11 protein-coding genes are annotated in these 20,235 nt (G+C 35.2%); 10 read left to right on the top strand and 1 reads right to left on the bottom strand.

The features are described 5' to 3' along the window. Positions 1-112: transposase (locus tag J2W48_RS08760; protein WP_310280844.1), on the bottom strand; the 112-nt coding region annotated here is incomplete at its 3' end. A 763-nt stretch (positions 113-875) separates the two neighbouring features. Here J2W48_RS08760 and J2W48_RS08765 point away from each other — a divergent pair. The 10 genes from J2W48_RS08765 to J2W48_RS08810 all read left to right on the top strand — a co-directional run bounded on the left by J2W48_RS08765 (position 876) and on the right by J2W48_RS08810 (position 20,116). Further along, positions 876-4,082, top strand: coding sequence for a SusC/RagA family TonB-linked outer membrane protein (locus J2W48_RS08765; RefSeq protein WP_310280383.1), 3,207 nt, complete (start codon positions 876-878; stop codon positions 4,080-4,082). 18 nt (positions 4,083-4,100) lie between these two features. Beyond that, a complete protein-coding gene (locus J2W48_RS08770; protein WP_310280385.1) occupies positions 4,101-5,681 on the top strand; it encodes a RagB/SusD family nutrient uptake outer membrane protein in 1,581 nt (526 codons plus the stop codon). 18 nt (positions 5,682-5,699) lie between these two features. Further along, positions 5,700-7,187, top strand: coding sequence for a glycan-binding surface protein (locus J2W48_RS08775; protein WP_310280387.1), 1,488 nt, complete (start codon positions 5,700-5,702; stop codon positions 7,185-7,187). 110 nt (positions 7,188-7,297) lie between these two features. Beyond that, positions 7,298-8,749: a cellulase family glycosylhydrolase gene (locus J2W48_RS08780; protein ID WP_310280389.1), complete on the top strand. Its 1,452-nt coding sequence runs from the start codon at positions 7,298-7,300 to the stop codon at positions 8,747-8,749. A gap of 128 nt (positions 8,750-8,877) precedes the next feature. After that, complete coding sequence (locus J2W48_RS08785; RefSeq protein ID WP_310280391.1) at positions 8,878-9,714, top strand: T9SS type A sorting domain-containing protein; 837 nt, start codon at positions 8,878-8,880, stop codon at positions 9,712-9,714. 532 nt (positions 9,715-10,246) lie between these two features. Continuing rightward, the gene (locus J2W48_RS08790) at positions 10,247-12,568 is read left to right on the top strand and encodes a glycoside hydrolase family 44 protein (RefSeq protein WP_310280394.1); all 2,322 of its coding nucleotides are present in this window, start codon (positions 10,247-10,249) and stop codon (positions 12,566-12,568) included. A 317-nt stretch (positions 12,569-12,885) separates the two neighbouring features. Next, entirely contained in the window at positions 12,886-14,931 is a 2,046-nt protein-coding gene (locus J2W48_RS08795) for a beta-galactosidase (RefSeq protein WP_310280396.1), read from the top strand. Positions 14,932-15,149: 218 nt separating this feature from the next. Then, entirely contained in the window at positions 15,150-17,750 is a 2,601-nt protein-coding gene (gene xyl3A / locus J2W48_RS08800; RefSeq protein ID WP_310280398.1) for a xylan 1,4-beta-xylosidase, read from the top strand. A 203-nt stretch (positions 17,751-17,953) separates the two neighbouring features. Beyond that, complete coding sequence (locus J2W48_RS08805) at positions 17,954-19,675, top strand: hypothetical protein (RefSeq protein ID WP_310280400.1); 1,722 nt, start codon at positions 17,954-17,956, stop codon at positions 19,673-19,675. Positions 19,676-19,702: 27 nt separating this feature from the next. After that, a complete protein-coding gene (locus J2W48_RS08810) occupies positions 19,703-20,116 on the top strand; it encodes a MoaF-related domain-containing protein (protein ID WP_310280402.1) in 414 nt (137 codons plus the stop codon). Positions 20,117-20,235: the final 119 nt, after the last annotated feature.

A 20,235-nucleotide genomic window follows, 5' to 3' on the forward strand; every position in this document is an offset into this window, starting at 1 on the left:
TACAAACAAAGCCATCTTTCCATTTTATTTGTGCTAAATAAGCTTTGCAAGCTTCATCATCGGGCAATTCTTTTATAAAGTTTAGTATACTTTGACCTTCAAATACTTCCATAATGACTGATTTTAAAGATATAAATATACAGAAACTAAATGACTAGCTCAAAAAATAAATTTTAAGCATAACTCATTCTTTTTTAATATGTAAAATTAAATAAGAAAATAACAAAACTCTCTGGAAATTTTTAGAGAAGTGTCCGGGAAATGACCTCGGCCTTTTTTATAGCGAAAAAACTCAGCGGAGAAAAAAAATACTTTTAAAGCAATTGTTTACGATGAATTTGGAAACGCCAGTGACGCTGTGAATGTAGAAACGACTCCTGTGATAATTATATAAAATTCCGGGGCAATCCCTAATGAGTCTTAAAATAATGAATTTTGAAAAGGATGCCTTACAGGTCAATAATATGATGACTCTTAATTTTTTAGTTTCGCTTGTTACAAAAAGCGCCTTTGTTGCCTTATGGCATACCATTTTTGATTCAAATTATAGTCGAATTATGTTATGTTTTTAATAATGATTCCTTCAAAATAAAATTTAGAAATACAGTGAAATAGGGAGCTTATTTGGACGAAATTCTGATTGTATTCACTGTATTCTCTTGCAATGCAACATTTAAGGGTTGTTTTCGATACATAAGTCTCCCATAACAAAACTAAACTTAAATTACTTTTACACACGCTCATTATTTTTTTTTAATAACGCAATTTTATAGGTGTAAAACTGTGAATTTGTAAAATATTATCCAAATAAAATAATGAAGCAATAACTATTTAACTATTAACCACTTTAACTAACTAAAAAAACTAAATTAATTATGAATGAAAAACATGTAATTCAACGCTTTGTAAAAGTAAAAAAGCTTTTGAGTAAGTATACCTTACTGATTATGCTTTGTTCGTTTAGCTTGGCATCGGCTCAAAATTCTGATTCAAAAATTACAGGTGTCGTATTAGAAGATTCAAATGGCCAGCCACTTTTTGGAGTCACTGTCCTTGCTAAAGGAACTAACAATTTTGTGTCTACGGACGTTGACGGTTCTTTTTCTATTAAAGCTAAAATTGGGGAAACACTTTCCTTAAGTTATATGGGCTTTATAAAACAGGAAGTAAAGATTACCGGCAGTAAAATAACTATCCGGCTGAAAGAAGATCTAAATGCATTAAATGAAGTGGTAGTAATTGGATACGGTAGGGCAAAAAGAAAAGATCTTACGGGATCCATATCTTCTATATCGGGTGCCGAACTTCGAAAAACAAATCCTACTACTTTTGACCAGGCACTACAAGGGAAAGTAGCTGGTGTAGTGGTGCAGCAAACCTCTGGTCAGCCAGGAGGAGGTGTTAATATACAAATACGTGGTCTGTCTTCTTTTGGTGGTGGTTCTCCATTATATGTAATTGATGGAGTTATAATTGGTCAAAGCTTTGGCGGTGCTAATGGTACTAATCCATTAGCAACTATTAACCCTTCAGATATTGAATCGGTAGACGTTTTAAAAGACGCATCAGCTACAGCTATTTATGGATCGCAGGCAACTAATGGGGTTATTGTTATTACCACTAAAAGAGGTAAAGAAGGAGCTCCAAAAGTTTCTTATGAATTTACAACCGGGGTACAAGAGCTGATTAAGAAGTACCCAACTATGAATTTAAGGGAATATGCTAAATTTATTAATGACAGAGCTGCTGTTTGGGGTTTTGATGCCCGACCTGAGTTTGCTAATCCCCTGTATTTAGGTAAGGGTACAGACTGGCAAGATGAATTGTTTAGAAGAGCTCCAACATCAAACCATGTACTTACTATGAGTGGTGGTAATGATAAAACGCAATATTTATTATCAGGTTCTTATTTTAATCAGGAAGGGATTGCTCTTGGATCTGAATTTAATAGAGTTTCGGTAAGGTTAAATTTAGATAACAAAACTACAAACTGGTTAAAAATAGGAACCAGTTTACAGTTAACCCATATTGATGAGAATGTAAATTCATCAGGTTCAAATGTTATTGCAGAGGCTTTAAGGCAAACAGTAGATATACCGGTAACAAATCCTGATGGCAGTTATGCGGGAGAGGAAAATAATCAGGGATGGTTAGATAAACGTCCAAACCCTGTTGCTTTGGCTCTTGTTAATAAAAATAATGCTAAAAGAAATCAGTTATTTGGTAATTTTTATGCAGATATAGCATTTACAAAAGATTTATCATTTAGAAATGAAGTATCAGGAAGTTTCGGATTTAGAACAGAGGACCAATTTTTTCCTACTTATAAGTTTGGGTTGGCTGAGAAACTACAGAATTCGGCATCTTATTCTTACAGCCAAGACTATTTTACTACTTTTAGAAGTTTCTTTACTTATGCTAAAGTATTTAAAAGTAAATACAATGTCAATGTAATGGCAGGACATGAGGCACAGCTATCTCAGAATGAAAGTGTTTCTGCAGCAAGAAAAAATTTCGTTTCAAACAACATTACTAATATAAGTAGTGGTGATATGGCTACAGCAACCAATGGTGGATTCAAAGGAGATGGTGCGCAGGAATCTTATTTTGGACGTCTTAATTTTATTTATGATGATAAATATATCGTTACGACTAATTTTCGTGCAGATGGTTCTTCAAAATTTGCACCAGGTAGCAAATGGGTAAATACTTATTCAGGAGGAGTAGCCTGGAAATTGAATAATGAGGCATTTTTAAAGGGTTCAAAAATTGTTAATGAATTAAAGTTAAGAGCAGGTTATGGTTTAACTAATAATCAAAATGTTCGAAACAATGCTTATTTAACAATGCTGCAAACAGTTTCTACAGCTTTATCAGGTACTGCACAACTTACATCTGAATTTGGAAATCCTGATGTGGAATGGGAAAAAACAGAATATTCTAATATTGGACTTGATGCAAGACTTTTTGGATGGAAACTTAACTTTTCAGTTGATGTCTATGATCGTTCTACAACCGGATTGTTAATGCAAATTCAATTACCAAGGTATTCCGGAACAGCTATTGGATATGCTCCAGGAGCAATTCAGTCTCCTTGGGTAAATATAGGGGATGTTAGAAATAGGGGGTTAGATTTTCATGTCAATTCTACAAATATAACGAATAAAGATTTTTCCTGGAGCTCAGATTTTACGTTATCTCATAACAAAAATAAAGTTATGAAATTAAATACTGATGGCGCTTCATTGCCAGGGTATCTTGGATCTGAGGTAGTGTCTAGAACTATGGTTGGGGGTTCAATAGGTGACTTTTACGGTTACGTAACAGATGGGGTATATGCAACTGCAAGTGATTTTGATTTTAGCAATGATAATGCGCTTGGTCACGATCATGGTTTACCTACTAATACAGATGGTACTGTTTTACCAATTACACCAAATTCCGGAGGAGTATGGTATGGAGACCTTAAATTTAAAGACCTAAATGGGGATGGTGTAATTACTGAAGACGATCAAAAAAAATTAGGCTCTCCTATTCCTGATTTTCAATTGGGTTTTGGTAATTCATTTAGTTATAAAGGCTTTGATTTGAATATATTCTTTAGTGCTAATATTGGTAATGAAGTAATCAATGGAATGAGGGTTAATGGAGATAATCCCTTGACAAATAATGGTTTCCTAACATCATTAAATGATTATGCTCAATTGGCTTTAATTGATCCAAATGGTTCGGCTTCAGACATTAATAATGTGTATGTTACGAACCCAAATACTACAATTGTAGGGCTTAAAAATAATGACAGTAATAGGAACAACCGTTTCTCTGACAGATATGTGGAAGATGGATCTTTTATCAGATGTAGAAATGTTACTATGGGTTATAGATTCCCTGAAAAGTTAATTCAAAAAATACACATGAATTCTTTGCGTATGTATTTTACTATTACCAATTCCTTTCTTATTACAAAATATAAAGGAATGGATCCTGAGGTGGGTTCATATAATCCATTACAGGCTGGAATTGATAGTGGTTTTTATCCACAATCCAGAACATTTACTTTCGGACTTAACCTGGGACTTTAACTAAAAAAATAACGTATTATGAAATATATGAATTTAAAAATGATTTGTGTGTTGTTTACTGTGTTTTTTGCAGTAAGCTGTCAGGATGATTTTCTTGACCGACCTTCTCAATCAGAAAATAGTAGCGAAAATTTTTATAAGACAAAAGAACAGATGAGGTTTGCCACGGCTGCTCTTTATGGAGGTAAAGTATGGTCAGGCTGGAATAATTCTGCATACCTTCCAATAGGAGATATATTAAGTGGAAACTTACTCTTTCAATACCGAGGTGCTGATTTAGTACAGCTTAACACTTTTACACTTTCAGGTTCTAACGGTGTTTTGATATCAGGTTGGAATGGGTTGTATGTTATAGTTGCACACTGTAATACTACAATTAATGGTATTAAGGATAATGCACCGGCAACAGTTTCTGCAGCAGATAAAAATGCTGCAATAGCCGAAGCAAGGTTCATTCGTGCTATGGCATACTATCATCTAGGCATGTTATGGGGAGAAGTACCTATTATTGAAGATAACAGTAAGCTAATAGCATCGCCTTTGATAAATAAACATAGAAGAGAAGATGTTTTTCGATTTATTTCTGAAGATTTAATTTTTGCGTCCGAACATCTTCCTCTAAAAGATGATAAAGGTAGGGTTACTAAATGGTCAGCAAAAGGGATGCTAAGCAAAGTATATTTAACGATGGCTGGATTAGGACAATCAGGAGGTGTGCGTAATCAGGAATATTTAGATCTGGCAAAAACCTATGCAAAGGATGTGATTGAAAACAGTGGTTTAACTTTGCTTCCTAATTATGCTGATATTTTTAAATCACAATATAATGATAGCCAGGAATCACTGTTTGCACTACAATGGTCTCCTACTAATGAATGGATGTGGGGTAATCAGTTACAGACATACTCGCCAAGTAATGCTATTGCTCCCCAAAGAGATGGTGCATGGGGATCTCCATCAATTACCTATGACTTATTTAAGCAATTTACCGTAAAGGATTCCATAAGACGAAAAGCAACTTTTATGTTGTCTGGAGACCATTATGCTGAGCTCAATGCCGCTGGCGGTGGGTATACTGCTGGCGGATCAGCTTTAAAGAAACATATTATTGGTAATGAGGTAGATAACAATATGCCTGCAATGACACATTTAGGTTCTATACAGCATAATGCATTATTAAGATTAGCAGATGTTTATTTAGTATATGCTGAGGCTGTACTTGGTAATAATGCTACAACAACTGATGCTGCTGCATTATTGTATTTTAATAAGGTAAGAGTGCGTGCAGGTGTTGATCCAGTAACAGTGCTTGATGCCAATGTAATTTTTAAGGAAAGAAGAGCTGAATTTTCTTGTGAAGGACAACTGTGGTTTGATTTGGTAAGACTATCCTATTATGATCCTGTAAAAGCGGTAGATTTCTTGGGTAATCAAGAAAGAGTAGAATTTGATTATAATAAAGATACAAAGGTAGCTACACCTAAAAATCCTATTGCAGGTATTTCTCCAGCCACCTTTGCGACTTTTACTTTGCAATTACCAACATCAGAGGTAATTGTTAATCCTAAATTGAATCAGCCATCAGTGCCTTATTATTAATAAATAAAATCTATAATTATGAAAAAAATTTTAAATAAAGAGATTCGATTTTTACTAATGTTCTGCTCGGTTGTGTTTTGCATCCTGTTTGCAGCTTGTAATGATGAGAGTATGGGTTCGCCTGTTATTACAGGTGTAAAAAATTATGCGGCCTCCCCTAACGATACTATTTTACATAGTGTTGTGGCAAGTGAGCAGTGGGTGGTTATTGAAGGTCAGAATCTGCAAGGTGCAACCAAAATATCTTTTAATGGAGTAGCAGCTGATTTCAATAGCAGTTCCTTTCGTTCCACTAGTGCTGTATTGAAGATACCTCCCATGGTTTTTTCAACAGTAGATATAAACAAACTCTATACTATTGAGTATGTAACAACTGAAGGTTCAACAACGTTTGAGTTTCATCTTGGTCCGGCAGCACCGGTTATTACAGCTATTTCTGATGTATTTGCACAACCTGCTGATTCGGTTTATATTTATGGTAGTAATCTCGTTTTAATTAAAAATTTGTCTTACGGAGGAACACCAATCACCTCGTTTAAATCAAATGTTAGCGGGAGTTCTGTTGGTTTTGTAATGCCATCACCAGCACCTGTCTCTGGAGATGTAGTAATAGATGGGTATGCTGGTATGGCTACTTTTAAAATTGCTGCAGACCCACTTATTTTTGCTATTTCTAATGAGAATGCTATAGTAAACGATTCTGTTTTTGTTTATGGTCAATATATTAAAGGAATCGAATCGTTTTCTTTCGGTGGTACAGCAATTACTTCTTACAAAATAGACAGTAACGGAAATTCGATTGGTTTTGTTTTGCCATCACCACCAGTAAAGGGACCAGTATCTATTACAACATCTTTTGGCTCAGTTACTACGTTTTATGATGTAAATGATACAAAAGGTATAGGTTCTTTAGAAACTTGTGAAGGTCCTGACAATTGGCAATGGTGGGCAGCAAGTTTGTATAGTGGGGATCCAGGTTCTGGTTGGCCTTCCTATAATTCTGGTTTTCCAGGAAATAAAACCCGATTCCTTGTAATGGAAAAAGGTCCCCTTGCTGCTGGAGATGGTTATCCTTGGGGAGGTAGCGCCATATTATTGAATCCAGTACAATGGGTTCCAGAAGCTAATATGATAGATCCTGTTGAAAATTATGCCCTTAAATTTGAAATGAATGTTCCTAATGATTGGAATGGCGGTTCAATGGTTATACAGAGCGACATCACTACCTATATTTACCGTGGGGAACCATGGCGAAAATCTCCAACTACCACAGCAGCGTACAAAACAAAAGGCTGGACAACTGTAACCATTCCTTTTACTGACTTCCGTAAAAAAGATACCAACCTTGGAGATGGCAGAGGTGCTTCAATGACACACTTTACTAGTTTATTGGGAGCTTCAGGAAAGAGTGGATTCTATCTGCATCTGCATAATTATGACGCTGCACCAACAAAAACTGGCTTTAAAGCAGCATTTGATAACATCAGGGTCGTGAAAATTAAATAAAAAAAACTGTTTATTAATCTAATTATTAATTAAAAAAAATAAGGTCTGCGGGTATTCAGCCTTCCCGCAGTTCTTAACAATAAAAATTTATTCACCTAAAAAAAAGCATTATGAAGTTTAAACATTTTCACAAAATTTTATTACTACTAGTTGCGGTGTTTTCTATCGCCTCTTGTGTAAATAATGATGAGGAAACACCAGAATTGACAGTTTCAGTAAAATCAGTTTCTTTTGTACCAGATGGTGGTACATCAGAAGAAATCACGATCGCTGCAAACAGCATATGGAGCGTTAGTAATTCGGCAGCAACGTGGTTGCAATTAAGTAAAGAATCGGGTAGTAGCGGAAATACTACAATTACATTGACGGCCGCAACTAATGTAACTGCATATACCCGATCTGTTATACTAACTGTTAAAGCAGCTAATGGTCAGGCCCGAAGAATTACTGTTACTCAAACAGGTAATAAGTACCCAACTTATAATATGACTCCAAAGGAAGCTGATGCTACTGGAATGACTCACACAGCAGCTGAAATTATTGCGGCTATGAAATATGGAATAAATATTGGCAATACATTCGAATTGAGAGGGGTAAATGCTGATCCTACACTAGAAAATATCAAGTTTATAAAACAATTAGGTTTTAAAGCTGTTCGCCTCCCATGTGGGCCTAATTATGTTGGTAATGCGGATAAATCTAGTCTTGCAAAAATAGACGCTGACTATTTATTAAAAATAAAAAAAGTAGTAGAATGGTGTGTGGATAATGGTTTGTATGTACTGGTTAACATTCACTGGGATGGTGGCTGGCTAGAAAATAATGTTACAGCAATTAAACAAGAAGAGGTAAATGCCAGACAAAAGGCATTATGGGAACAAATGGCTACAGCTTTGCGTGATTTTGATGAACATTTACTATTTGCCAGTGCTAACGAACCTAATGCAGAAGATGCAGCTCAAACGAAAATATTACTTGGCTACCATAAGACTTTCATTAATGCTGTTCGTTCAACCGGAGGTCAAAATACCTACCGTACTTTAGTATTACAAGGACATCCAGAACATATTTATGCAGAGGATTTTACAGCATTAAATGACCCAACTCCAAATCGCTTGGCGTTTGAATGGCATAATTATACACCAAGTAGTATGACAATTTTAGCTGACGATAAAGTAGACGGAGGTTGGGATAATGTGCGTTTTTATTGGAGTGCAGCCAATCATTCTACTCTTGAACCAGGTAGGAATTGTCAATATGGAGAAGAAGCTGAACTATTGGTGGAATATAATAAAATCAAAACAAAATTCATTGATAAAGGGATTCCATGTCTTATGGGAGAGTATAGCTCTAACAGATGGAATAACTCAAACAAATTTATACCTAAAGAAATGGACAAACACAATAAATCTATTGATGATTGGTACACCTTTAATACCAAACAATGCCATGCTATTGGCGGTGCTCCATTTGTTTGGGATACAGGTGGGATTTTTAATAGAAATACTAATACGGTAAACGATCAACGTTCATTAAATGCTATTATGGCAGCCGGTAATTAAAACCTGATAGTTATTAACCCATTGGATGGAATTTTCCATCCAATGGGTTTTGTTAACCTTGAATTCAACAAATAAAAGAATCATCATATTAATTAAACAACCATTATTAATTTAAAAACTAAAATAACATGAAAAAAATTACCCTACTATTTTTGGCTCTAACAGCTATGGTAAATGTAGCCAATGCACAAATGCTTTTTGATTTTGACACTGTAAATGCAAATCAGGTTTTTCAAAGTGGATGGAATGGTACCTATCCAAATACGGCATTTGCAAAAGTAAGTAATCCACATATTTCGGGGATTAATACATCTGCAAACGTAGGCGCATACACAGCTAATGGTGGTACGAATGCACAACTTAGTTCAGACAATGTAGGAAGTGCAACAGTTGCTAACTTTGATTTTGTTACTAATCCATATTTTACTATGAAAGTATGGGTAAATAAGCCGGTAGTTGTAAGTGTTGAATTTAAAAATAACGGTTATTATCCATCATTTGCAACGAAAACTAAAAGCGTGACCACTATTAACCAATGGGTAACAGTCGAGTTTGATTGTAGCGACATTCAATACGGTGCTCCTGGTAATTTTTGGGGATATTATAATATAGTAGGAGTATCTTTTGACAAGGATTTAGCTGGCGGTACTGTGGCAAACGATGTTTATTATTTTGATGATATGAAACTATCTGCTACTACTTCATTATCCACTAAAGATTTTACGGCTAATTCTGATTCTGTTCAGGTTTATCCAAATCCATTTGCTAGCGAATTTAACGTAGCAAATTCAGAAGGATCATTTCAAGTTAGCGTTTTTGATGTTTTGGGAAGAAAAGTAGCAACAGCAAAATCATCTTCAAGCCAGTTATCAATGGGATCTTCATTGAAGTCTGGAGTGTATATCGTGAAAGTTGAAGGAGCAAATGCAAAGGACTCAAAATCATTCAAGGTTATTAAAAAATAAGGAATTGATTTTTTTGGCAATAATTTATTTTGGAATAAATACTGCCATTTTTAATAAACTCATAACTTAAATATTACCAAAAAAAAATGTTTAGGTTATGAGTTTAAAATTGTGATATAGTTAAAATTATATCGATTAAATGTATAATTGGTCATATTGTCAGTTCGTGCGCAATCGGGTATTAAGCTGATTAAAGAATAATAAGGAATACGTAATAGAATTAATTATTTATGCGCATCAGGCGGAGATAAAACACTTACTGTCCATATAAAATCAAATTGGTTTTAATCAATCCGTTTGGTTCCGGAATAATATAAAGTATTTATCCGCCTGATTCGCATTTTTTATAGTAATACAACAATTAAACCACTAGCTGTTGTATGAAAAGAATGAATCTAAAATAATGTAGGAACCACATTTTGTTTATAGAAATGTTTGTTGCTCTGCCGTTTTTTCAAAGCATCAGCATCATTTTTTTAACACATTATTTACATTATTTAGCTATTTAACTATTTAACCAAATTTTATAAAAATGAAAACAAACAAATTATTTTTTCTTAAATTTTTATTGTTTAGCTTTTGTTATCTTACCAGTACTGCAACATTTGCCCAGGCTGTTCAGATTACGGTAAATGCTGCTGTAAACAAAAAAAAGATTTCCCCAAACATATATGGGAAAAATGACGACTTGGAGAAGCCTTCGCAATTTTATAAAGATGTTGGGTTGCGCTTTTCGCGGATGAATCGAGGCAATAACGCATCAGCTCATAACTGGCAAGAAAATCTTGCTGTTCATCCCGACTGGTACAATAATGTTTATGGTTTTAACTGGGATGTACAGGCACGAAAAGTTAATAATGACTATTCCAATATGCAGGGCATGTTTGCCTTTCAGTTACTGGGCAGAGTTGCGTCCAGCGGAAATAATAACTTCAATGAAGATGGTTACCGGAATCAGGGGCATCCTAATTGGAGACATCCTAAACAAAATTTAGCCGGTGGAGGAACACCCGATCCAAACGGGGGAGATAAAGCCCTGGTTGATGGAAACATTAATTTATTCAGTAAGCCATGGCCGGCCGATTCTTCTGTAGGAATTCTTAATCATTGGTTTGGTCCCAATAGTTTAGGGTTTGACAAAAACAAGTTTGTATACTGGAGTATGGACAACGAGGTAGATATATGGAGTGGCACTCATGATTGGGCTATGCCTGTTCAGCTATCAGCCGCTGCCTTTATGGATCGTTACATCGAATTGGCAAAGAAAGCGAAAGCTATAGATCCAAACATTAAGCTTTGTGGACCTGTTAACACTTCTGAATGGTTCTGGTATAATTGGGCAAACGAAAGTATATGGATAAACGGCAAGTATTATCCATGGCTTGAGTATTTTATCAAACGCCTTGGCGATGAGTACAAAGCAACTGGTATCAAACTGGTAGATGTAATAGATATACACAACTACCCTTATTATAATGGTGATGCTGCTGCGGCACTGCAGGGCCACCGAATTTATTTTGACCAAAACTATGAATATCCGGGTTCAAACGGTATTCGAAAAAGTACTGGCGGATGGGACACCTCACTTAAAAAACAATATATTTTTAAGCGTATCAATGATTGGGTAACCCAAGAGTTTGGGGCAAACAGTGGTATAACAGTTGGTTTAAGCGAATGGGGTACCATGACAAGCAGCAACCCAAGCCTTGAATCTGTTATATATGCTTCGCATCTGGGTACATTTGCAAACAATGGCGTTACACTTTTTGCTCCATGGAACTGGTCTATCGGTTTATGGGAAACCTTGCACCTGTTTAGTAAAAATGCTAAAGAGTATAGTGTTTCAAGTGTTTCTTCAGCAGAAAATACAGTTTCGGCTTACTCCTCGGTAAATGAAGCCTCAGACGAGATGACTGTAATAATTGTGAACAAAGACATGAATTCTTCACAAAATGTGACAGTAAATCTTAACGGATTTTCGATACCTAATGGAAATTATACGACTTTACAATTATCGTCCCTGCCTGCTACCGAAACTTTTGTATCGGAGACACAAAATGCACTTAAAAAAAGTCAGGTCTCAGTCAACTCAAATTCGTTAACCATATCTGTGCCAAAGCTTTCTACTACAGCTATTCTACTTAAGAAGGCCTCAGTAGTTATCACGATAAGGAATAAGGCTACGGGGCTGGCAATTGATGGACTATATAGATACAATAACGGCGCCATTGCAGGACAGTGGACTTACAGTGGAAACACCGCACAGCAGTGGGAACAAGTAGCAGAAGGAAATTATTTCAAATTTAAGAATGTGGCTTCAGGTTTATATCTTAATGGTAATGGACAGACCACTCCCGGATCAGCAGTTTATCAGGCCAACAACAGTACCGATTGGAATTTACAGTGGTCAAAGGAAACAGCCGGAGCATATACCAAATTTAAAAATCGTAATACCGGATTGTACCTTGATGGAATGTGGAGAGGTTCCAATTCAAATTTAGGACAATATACTGCAAGCACAGGAGATCCGCAGCAATGGACAGTAACTACGTTTGGCAGTGGAACTCAAAAACCAGCATCAGCAACTACTAAAATTGTAACTGAAGACCAGGCAGAAAGCCAAGTGTTATTGTATCCAAATCCATTTGCCAATGATTTAAAATTAGAGGTAACCCATTATAAAGGAGAACTTCAAATAGACGTTACAGATATGTTAGGAAGAGTATTGGAAAGTATAAAAGTTGATAATGAGTCCGGTACAATATCTATAGGAGCTTCTCTAAAATCAGGTCTGTATATAGTAAGAGTAAATGGAACAGATTGGTCTAAATCCTTTAAGGTTTTGAAAAAATAACACCTAATAATAACAAGTTTTGTCTTGTAAAATAATAATATTTTATACCAATTATAAATAGTAGATGGTATGTTAATTTATCTGTTCCCTAACCTCTTCTGGATAAGAGAGCAATATTGGATCATCTACAATTTATAATTGGTATTAAAAAAGAAAGAGATTAGTTTAAGCACTATTTATTGTTAGAAAAGTAAAATAAGCCTGGAGGTGATAATGATAATGATTAAGCAGTATCGAATGTTTCTTATTTGTTTTTTAGTTTAATGAATGCCTAACTAACAAATAATAAGCAGAATAATAAATATAAAATAGAAAAAATGAAGATTACAAAGGGCAAATTAACTGTATTAATTCTATTCTCAGTTATTTTTAATTTCACTTTAAGTGCACAGAAATTATATGTAGGTGCTAATTATCATCCGCATGATGATAAGAATATGGAGAAAATAAAAAAGGATATTCAATTAATGAAAGCTGGTGGATTCACTGCAGTCCGTATGGGGCATTTGGCCTGGGACAGTTACGAGCCATCTGAAGGTAATTTTGATTTCGAATGGTTTGATAAAGTTATGGATATGATGAATCAGGCCGGAATTAAAGTTATATTGGATATTGCTGTGCGTCCTGCTCCTATGTGGTTACACAAAAAATTTCCATCTATTGATATTGTGGATCAAAAAGGGAATACAATATTTCCAAACCACCGTTATATGGAAGATATTGGTGATTTGAATTATCAAAAATACGCATTAAGATACACAGATGTAATTACCAAAAGATATGCTAATCATCCTGCATTGGCTGCTTTTGGCATCGATAATGAGTCAGGAGACGGTCCTATTTCTTATTCAGAAACAGTAAAACAAAGATTTATAGTTTGGTTAAAAAATAAATATACCACTATTGACAAAGTAAACAAGGAATGGGCTACACAACGTTGGTCTAAAAGGCATAATGAATTTGAAGAAATTGGTCTTCCAGTTGAAATTTATGCCCATGATACACCTGAGAAAATGCTTGATTTCAGACGCTTCATTTCAGATGAAATCAATCAGTTCCTGTTTAAAGTCATTGATAAAGTGAATACCAATGCTCCAAACGCATTAACCAATACTAATGCCTGGTATTATAGCGCACTTAAATATTTTGATTATGCACCTATGGCTTATTCGGGTAAAATGACACGACATGGTGCTGGTTTTTATCCCGGAAATTCCCTGACTACAAATTGGGGAGTTATGAATTCGTTGTTTGGAATAGCACGTATTCAATTTGAAAGTACAAATCCATTTTGGTGCAGTGAGTTTACAACGATGACTGCTGTCCCAAATTCGATTAGAAAATCGGCTTATGCAACGCTAATGTATGGAAACCAAATGGTGTGCGGCTGGACATGGCAAAGCATGTGGGCTGGTGAAGAACAATATCTTCAGGGTATGCTTGATTGGGACGGGATACCTAATAGGAAATACGATGAATACAAGCAAATTGCAACTGAATTTAAAAAAATAGAAAAATATTTCCCCTATAATTTGCAGGCAGAAATAGGTTTGGCTTTTTCGTTTCCAAGTCAGATAGCAAGTAATGATTTTCCAAAAAAACATGATGAACAACTACAGGCTGCTTTTGGTATCTTTTATTATAGAAATATGGATACTCGAATTCTTGACATTAGCAGAAGTACTTTAAATTATAAATTATTGATAATTCCGGGTGTTACTGTAATGGATGAAGCAACAGCAAATAAAATACGAGAATTTGTTAAGAATGGTGGTACAGTAATAATGAGCAGCAGTTCGGCACTTGTTGATGAAACAGGGCAAATATTCAAAACAACCCGTCCGGGAATGCTGAGTGACGTGTTTGGTGTTCGCGTGGCAAGTTTTGAAGAAACTGAAGCATTTAATGAAATAGCCCGAAAGGCATACAAAGGCAAAAAGTTAGAGGTAACTTATAAAGGTAAAGCAGTAGATACAGAGTCAGAGCGTTTTGAGATAATAGAGTCTAAAGGAGCTAAGGTTATGGCTAATATAACCAGTTTAGATAAGGATTATCCAATATTGTTTTCTAATAAATATGGTAAAGGGAGGGCTATTTATGTAGGGCTTCCAGTTGATGGAAGCGTGCTTAACCCATTGATTGACGAGCTAATTGATGAACTGGGAATTAAAAAAGGACCAGTCGTGCCGGTGGGAGTAATGGCAAGACAAGTTGATAAAAATCATTTCTTGTATTTTAATACGACTGGCGAACCAAAAAAGATAGAAATGAAAGGAAAATTAAGGAGCATTCTTTTGGATAAAGAGTATTCAGACAATTTTACTATTGCTCCTTATGAGCCTGAATTTATAGAATTAAAATAATTGAAATATCAACCAGCGTCCTAATTTTTTTTAGTTTTAGTATTTAACTATAAGTTGTAGTTTTTTAGGGCGCTGTTGATTTTTATCAGGTTATTTTTTTTAGAAGGATTGGAATGTACTTTTCAAAGAATTATTCCTAAGGAATGTTTTGAAAAAAGCGATTGAAGTTTGTTAATACTGAAGTAGTGAGGTCTAAATATATAATTTAAAGATTTATAATGTTATTAAAATTAAAATTTTGGTTTTCTTTAAGTTTGTTCGTTACAATAAACTTATGGGGACAGCAATACCCTTATCAAAATCCAGAATTAAGCTCAGAGGTGAGAGCTAAGGATTTAATTTCTCGTTTAACGATAAAAGAAAAAGCAACTCTGATGCTCGATGAATCAGGAGCTATTCCGCATTTGGGAATTAAAAAATTCAATTGGTGGAGTGAGGCATTACACGGTATTCGATATGGTAGCAACGTAACGGTACTTCCGCAATCAATAGGAATAGCTGCTACGTTTAATGAAAATTTGGTTTACAATGCCTTCACCGCTATTTCTGATGAATTCAGAGCCAAATATCATGAAGCTCAAAGAGCCGGGAAAGAAAATAGCAAGTTTGTTAGCTTATCCGTTTGGACACCAAATATAAATATATTTCGTGACCCTCGCTGGGGACGCGGACAGGAAACCTATGGAGAAGATCCCTACCTGACCACCCGTATCGGGATTTCTGTAGTAAATGGACTTCAGGGCCCTGTCGATTCGAAGTACAAAAAACTACTGGCATGTGCTAAACATTTTGCCGTGCATTCCGGCCCTGAGTGGAGCAGACATACATTAAACCTGAACAACGTTAATCAGCGTGATTTGTGGGAAACCTATTTGCCTGCTTTTAAAGCTCTGGTTCAACAGGCAGATGTACGCGAAGTAATGTGTGCCTATCAGCGTTTTGATGACGAGCCTTGTTGCGGCAGTACACGCTTGTTGCAAAAAATTCTGCGTGACGATTGGGGTTTTAAATACCTTGTTGTTTCAGACTGTGGTGCTATTGCAGATTTTCATAGTACCCATAAGGTTTCGTCTGATGATACTCATGCAGCTGCTAAAGCTGTTTTGTCTGGTACTGATGTAGAGTGCGGCTGGGGTTATGCGTATGATAAATTACCTGAGGCTGTTGAAAAAGGATTGATTGACGAAAAGGAAATTGATATTAGTTTAGAAAGAGTTTTGGTGGGGCGTTTTGATTTAGGCGAAATGGACGATGACGCATTGATACCTTGGTCACAAATTCCTATGTCAGTAGTTGATTCAAAAGAACATCAGGAATTGGCTCTTAAAATGGCCCAACAATCGATGACATTGCTTCAAAATAAAAATAATATCCTTCCATTGTCAAAAACAGCAAAAAGAATTGCTGTAATAGGACCTAATGCCAATGATGAACCTATGTTATTAGGTAATTACAATGGTTTTCCATCAAGTGTAACTACTATTTTGGAAGGGGTTAAAACTAAACTTCCCGAAAATAAAATAGTTTATGATAAAGGTTGTGACTTAATTGAAGACAAAATTACCCAAAGTCTTTTTGAAAACTGTTCTTTTGATGGACAATCCGGAATGAAGGCTACGTATTGGAATAACAAAGAATTTAAGGGAGTTGAAGTGACAAGAGAACAAATTGTAAATCCTGTACAATTAACTACTGCAGGTCAAAACCAATTTAGTCGTGGCGTAAATCTTAAAGGTTTTTCCGGAAAATACGAAACAGTTTATCAGGCTGCTAAATCGGAAGAAATAGTTTTAAGACTGGAATTTGCAGGAAAATGCGATGTGATTATAAACAACGAGACCTTGTTTTCAAAAGAATTATGGCAATTAGCACCAATCCGACTTCCGTATAAGGTTGAAAAAGGGAAAGACTACAAGATTGAGGTTAAATATGCAGCCGTTAACGATGGCGTAGAAGCAAGTCTTAAGTTAAATATAGGCAGGGAGATTCCAGTTAATTATGATGAATTGATAAGCAAACTGAAAGGAATAAATGAAGTGATTTTTGTTGGTGGAATTTCACCACAATTAGAAGGAGAAGAAATGCCAGTAGAATTCCACGGGTTCAAAGGTGGGGACAGAACCCATATTGAACTTCCGGAATCACAACGTAAATGTTTGCAAGCGTTGAAAAAAGCTGGAAAGAAAGTCGTGTTTGTAAACTGTTCAGGGGCTGCAATGGCATTGACTCCTGAAACAGAAAGCTGTGATGCCATTCTTCAGGCTTGGTATGGAGGACAATCAGGAGGTCAGGCTGTAGCCGATGTGATTTTTGGAGATTACAATCCTTCGGGGAAATTGCCAGTTACTTTCTACAGGAATTCAGAAAAGCTTGGCGATATTGAAGATTATTCAATGAAAGGAAGAACGTATCGCTTTATGGATGATGCGCTGTTTCCTTTTGGTTACGGATTAAGTTATACATCGTTCAAAATAGGCAATGCCAAATTAAGCAAAACCAAACTCAAAGCCAATGAAACGACTCAATTGACTGTGCCGGTTACCAATGCAGGTAAACGAGATGGAGCAGAAGTGATACAGGTTTATGTGCGAAAAGTAAACGATATTGAAGGTCCATTAAAAACATTAAGGGGATACCAACGTATAGAAATTCCAGCTGGAAAAACACAACAAGTTGTTATTGAGTTAGCTCCTTCGTCTTTTGAATTTTTTGATTGGAGCCAACGTAAAATGATGGTAACTCCTGGTGAATATGAGGTTTATTACGGGAATAGTTCTGCCACTCAGGATTTGAGAATGATTAAAATAACTATCCTATAAATAATTGACTAAATCATCGAACCAATAAACTTTGCTTAAATGAATTATTAACTAAAAGGCATTGGAACAAATAGGATAAAACACCCATGCTAAAAGTTTTTAGCACGCAAAATAAGGATTGTTGGGTAAGATCTGACCATTAAAAACAATAAAGCAAACAGATGAAATTCTATTTACTTATTATTATCTTTTTTTTAAATAAAATGACATATAGTCAGTCATTGGAATATGTTATGGATATGGTTCATAACAATCCGGGCGAGGCAACTTATGAAACTAAATATAATGATCCTGCTTTTTTGAAATCAGAAGGATTCACAGCCACTACTCCTCATTGGTATATCAATTGTTTGATAACTTATGACAATTATAAAAAGAATGTAATCCCCAAAAAAAGCGAAACCAGGGTTTGGATTGAAACAAAAGCTGCTGAAGTTGATAAAAAATTGGCCGAATGTAAAAAAGCGGGTATAAATGTTTATCCATTTACCGATTTTGTTGTTTTCCCAACAGCGATTTGGGAAAAATATGGAGATTCAATAAAAAGGAACAGTAATGGTATCGGCAATACCATGGGAGGACATGGCGAAGTCATGATTCCTGATATACAACGGAAAACAACTCAAGATTTAATAAAAGCTCAAATAAAGGGTATTTTTGACAGGTTTCCACAGCTTGACGGATTGGTGTTGCGATTTGGTGAAACCTATTTGTTCGATACTCCATATCATAAAGGAGGAAGTCCAATCAGTGGAGGTGACGATGGAATTACAGACCATATTATTTTTATAAATCTGCTTCGCGAAGAAATATGTGTTAAGCGAAACAAGAAATTATTTTATCGCACATGGGATTGGGGGTATAAATTTCATGATAATCCCGAATATTATCTTGCAATAACTAATAAAATTGAACCGCATCCCAATTTGATTTTTTCTATCAAATATCCGCAAGGCGATTTTTTACGGATGACGCCGTTTAATCCTTGTTTGGGTATTGGAAAACATAAACAGGTTGTTGAAGCACAATCCAGAATGGAGGCTTATGGTAAAGGGGCACATCCTTATTATTCAGCGTATGGTGTAATAAACGGCTGGCCAGAGACAAAATATGAAATTGATTTAAATACTGGAAGTTTTACCGGAAAACTGAACCAGCCTTCTAATCCACAGGGAATTAAGGATATTTTAAATAAAAATATACTGTGTGGCGTAAATACATGGTCGCATGGTGGAGGTTGGCAAGGACCCTATATTAATAATGAAATCTGGACTGATTTAAATACCTATATCGTTTCACATTGGGCTCAGGACACTAGTCGTTCAGAAGAAAATTTGTTTTATGAGTTTGCCCGAAAACACAATATATCGGGCTTTCAAGCAGACCTGTTTCGTCAAATAGCATTATTAAGTATTGAAGGAGTAAGAAAAGGACAATGTAATAGCTATACAATAAATGATAAATGGTGGTCACGGGATGAATTCTTTTCGGTTAGGGCAAACCAAAATGTATTAAACGAAATTCTTAAAAATAGCTTAGAAAGAAAAGTGTTAGCTGAGAAAGCAGAGGCAGCTGCAATTTGGAGACAAATTGAAGCATTATCGAATCAAATGAGCATAGATGACTCTGTGCTTCAGGAAGCCATTCGTGTTTCATGTTCTTATGGCAGAATTAAATATGAATTAATAGAACAAATGTGGATTTTGATGATTGAAGATTCAAAATATAACATTTCCGGGCAACTAAAGAATGAGATTGTTAAAACCTCAATTAAACGTTATGATGATTTGTGGAATGAGTGGAGAAGTCTAAAAAACTCAAGTAAACAATGTGCGACTTTGTACATTGATTTAGCATTTAGAAACGAAAAGTCGGGAAGTATTCGTGAACTTGTAGAAAAACTAAAAATACAGACCAAACAATGATAGTTAAAAATCAATAAATATCTAGATATGAAAAAAACAATTCTCGCAATTCTAATGATGAGCTTTATTCTTTCTTGTAAAGAGCAAGGAAAGGACAAAGTTTCAAAATCCAATGAGATTGATAAAATTTCAACTGAAAAACTTATCAACTTGTCAGGAAAAACACTTGAGTACAATTATGGGGAGTATGTTTATGTAGTGAATTTTAAATCGGACAGACAACTTCACTGGAAATGTGTCAAGGGAACGGAAAAAGGAAGAGAAGCTGTTGAAACCTATTATACACAGCATTTGAATAATGATTCATTGTTTGTTTCTTGGGTTGAACAAGACGGATTAGGAGTGAGCCAGGTAATTAATTTTAAAAATCATACGATAACTTGCTTTTTAAAAATGGATAAAGAAGTAATCCCTTTAAGCGGAACGATACGTGAATTATAAATACAACTTGAAAACAAACATCCTGTAGTTGTCAGCTATTAAAAATAATTGCTCAATTTTTGGAAAAATTCAAGGAAATAAATTTACAATTATAATCTTAAAAGTTAAAATATACAATT

The organism is Flavobacterium piscis (assembly GCF_031457575.1).
In the GTDB taxonomy this organism is placed as follows: Bacteria; Bacteroidota; Bacteroidia; order Flavobacteriales; family Flavobacteriaceae; genus Flavobacterium; species Flavobacterium piscis_A.